This window comes from Acidimicrobiales bacterium, assembly GCA_035512495.1.
Classification (GTDB): Bacteria; Actinomycetota; Acidimicrobiia; order Acidimicrobiales; family CADCSY01; genus DATKDW01.
Window position 1 is genome coordinate 1 of record DATKDW010000005.1, and the last position, 3,005, is coordinate 3,005.

Sequence of the window (3,005 nt, forward strand, 5' to 3'; positions counted from 1 at the left end):
GGGGTGGTGCTGGTGGTGGACGACGCCGACCCGGGCCGCCTGCTCGACCGCCTGCGGCTCGCCGGGATCGATCGCGTCGACGTGCTCGTGGTGCGCCGCGGCACGCGGCCGACGGCCTCGACCGTGCTGATCCTGCGGAGGAGGCTGGCCGTCGGCACCGTCCTCGCTCCCGCCGACCACCGCATCCGCGACGCCGTCGTGCCGGCGGGCCCGGTCACCGTCGGCGATCTGGTCATCGAGGTCACCGCGGCGCGCCCGACCCTCGAGGTCGAGGTCGGCCCGGCCGGACCGCCCGGGTAGCGTCGGCCGCCGATGCAGCTCCAGCTCGGCGACCGCTCCCACGACGTCACCTCGCGGGCACTCATCATGGGCATCCTCCGCCATCCCTCCGACCCGTCCTCGGGCCACGGGGAGGTCCGGAGCCTCGACCACCTCCACCGACAGGCCGAGCAGCTGGTGGCCGAGGGCGCCGACGTCCTCGACGTCGGGGGGCCCTCCCCGGGGGCCGGTGCCGGGGTGAGCGAGCAGGAGGAGCTCGACTGCGTCGTCCCGGCCGTCGAGGCCCTCCACCAGCGCTTCGAGGTGCCGCTCTCGTGCGACACCTCGCGCGCCTCGGTGGCACGGGCCGCCTACGGGGCCGGTGCCGTGGTGGCCAACGACCGCAGCGGCTTCGCCGACCCGGACTACCTGGCGGTTGCCGCAGCAGCGGGGGCGACGGTGATCACCACTCACGTAGGGGTCGCGACGGTGGCCGAGGTGGCGGCGTCGTTGGCCAAGCGAGGCCGCAGCGCCGAGGCTGCCGGGCTGCCGCCGACCCGCATCGTCATCGACGCCGGCCTCGACCTCGGCAAGACGTGGCGGCAGTCGATCGCCCTCCTGCGGGGGTCGTCGGTCCTGGCCGGGCTCGGGTACCCGCTGTGCCTGTCGGCCTCGAACGCCACCTTCCTCGGAACGCTCCTCGACCTCGGGACCGAGGAGCGGCGGGAGGCCAGCCACGCCGCCCATGCCATCGGCGTCATCGGCGGCTGCCGGATCCTCCGCGCCCACGACGTGCGGGGCGCCCGCCGGGTGGCCGACGTCGTTGCCGCCCTCGTCGGAGACGAGGTGTCGCGTGGCTGAACCGCTGGCCGCCTACCTCGTCAAGGGTGACGACGCCGTCTTGCGATCGGAGGCGGTGCGCGCCCTCGTGACCGAGCTGGTGGGCGACGGTGACGCAAGCCTGGTGGTCGAGGACCACACCGCCGACCCCGACGACCAGGAGGGCAGCGCGGCGGCAGTGGCCGACGCCGCCCAGACCCCACCGTTCCTGACGGACCGTCGCGTCGTCGTCGCCCGGGACGTCGGGGCCTGGAGCACCGACGCCCTCGAACCGATCCTCCGCTACCTGGCCGACCCCCTCCCGTCCACCTCCCTGGTGCTCGTCGCCGGGGGCGGCGGTCCCATGTCCCGCAAGCTGACGCCGGCGGTGAAGGCGGTCGGCCACGTGGTCGACGCGGGGGTGCCGGCCAACCGGAAGGGTCGAGGCGCCTGGCTCGACCAGCACCTCAAGGACGCCCCGGTGCGCCTCGAGCGGGCCGCCGTCGACCTCCTCGACCGGCACCTCGGTGAGGACCTCGGGCGCCTCTCCAGCCTCCTCGACGCCCTCGCCGCCGCCTACGGCGCCGGGGCGCGGGTGACCGCCGATGACGTCGAGCCCTTCATGGGCGAGGCAGGGTCCGTCCCGCCGTGGGACCTCACCGATGCGATCGACGGCGGCGACACCCAGAAGGCGATCGCCACCCTCCACCGGATGCTCGAGGCCGGCGGCCGGCACCCGCTCCAGCTCATGGCCGTGCTCCACGGCCACTACGCCCGCATCCTGCGCCTCGACGGCGCGGGGATCGCCGACGAGGCGGCAGCCGCTCAGGCCCTCGGCATCAAGGGCTCGACCTTTCCGGCCAAGAAGGCCCTCACCCAGGCCCGGCGCCTCGGCACCGAGGGGGTCGCCGAGGCGATCGACCTGCTGGCCCGAGCCGACCTCGACCTGCGCGGCACCAAGGGCTGGCCCGATGGGCTGGTGATGGAGGTGCTCGTCGCCCGGCTCAGCCGCCTCGGCGCCCGCAGCCGGCGCTGACCGAACCCTCGACGCGAGCGCACCCACCGCCAGGGTGGGTGCTCGCAGGCTGCTTCAGCGGGCTCGGCCTAGGGCCGAGCGCCCGATCAGGACTCGGTTGCCCCGCTGGCCGCAACGCGCTTGGCGAGGCGGCTCTTGCGACGGGCGGCGGCGTTCTTGTGGATCACGCCCTTGGCGGCGGCCTTGTCGATGCGCGTGACGGCCAGGCGGCTGGCCTCGGCGGTGTTGTCGTCACCGGCCTCGGCGGCCGAGAGGGCGTTCTTCACCCGGGTCTTGAGCTCGGTGCGCACGGCCTTGTTCCGCTCGTGGCGGACGAGGTTCTGCTTGTTGCGCTTGATCTGGCTCTTGATGTTGGCCACAGCTGTTCCATCCACGTTCTCGAGGGACCGAGCGACGATACCAGCGCCACCCGGAGGTGTCACAACGGGCGGGTGGTGGGGGCAATGCGCTGGGGCGACGGCTCCGCCTCCTACCGTCCGGCCTCGGTGCGGCGAATGAGGATTCGAGCGGCGTCGGCGGGCGGGGGTGGTCGGAAGGCGTGCCGGGGCACGTGGCCGAGGTGCCGGATCTCGAAGAGGCGCTTGGACGTCATGCCGCCGACGCCGCGCCCGGCTGTCCAGCGTGCCGCGGCCCACGCCGGCAGGACGATGCTGGCCGCTTCCAGGGCGCTTCGAGGTCCAGTGAGGCGTCGGAGGAGCGCGGTCGCAGCGCCAAAGGGAGGGTTGGCCACCACCTTGAAGGGCCGGTTCGGCAGGCGCAGATCGGTGGCGTCGGCCCGGATGACGACGACCGCTGCGCCCGCGAAGCGAGATCGAAGGCCCGCCGCACGATCGGGGTGGAGCTCGACGGCGAGCACCGTGGCGCCGCACGCCAGCAGCGCCTCGGTGATCCG

At 74.2% G+C, this 3,005-nt stretch carries 5 protein-coding genes; 3 read left to right on the forward strand and 2 right to left on the reverse strand.

The window, feature by feature from the left end; translation table 11 throughout:
- From VMN58_00280 to holA, 3 genes are all read left to right on the forward strand, one after another.
- A partial coding sequence (locus tag VMN58_00280; GenBank protein HUF31626.1) for a hypothetical protein occupies positions 1-300 on the forward strand: 300 nt, incomplete at its 5' end.
- Positions 301-312: 12 nt separating this feature from the next.
- On the forward strand, positions 313-1,119 hold the full coding sequence (folP, locus tag VMN58_00285) for a dihydropteroate synthase (GenBank protein HUF31627.1): 807 nt from the start codon (positions 313-315) through the stop codon (positions 1,117-1,119).
- A complete protein-coding gene (gene holA / locus VMN58_00290; protein ID HUF31628.1) occupies positions 1,112-2,113 on the forward strand; it encodes a DNA polymerase III subunit delta in 1,002 nt (333 codons plus the stop codon). Before folP ends, holA begins: the two co-directional genes overlap by 8 nt.
- An 86-nt stretch (positions 2,114-2,199) precedes the next feature.
- On the opposite strand, the gene rpsT is transcribed toward holA, so the two are convergent.
- The gene (rpsT, locus tag VMN58_00295; protein HUF31629.1) at positions 2,200-2,472 is read right to left on the reverse strand and encodes a 30S ribosomal protein S20; all 273 of its coding nucleotides are present in this window, start codon (positions 2,470-2,472) and stop codon (positions 2,200-2,202) included.
- A gap of 110 nt (positions 2,473-2,582) precedes the next feature.
- Positions 2,583-3,005 (reverse strand): rRNA adenine N-6-methyltransferase family protein (locus tag VMN58_00300; GenBank protein HUF31630.1); only part of this gene is annotated, 423 nt, incomplete at its 5' end.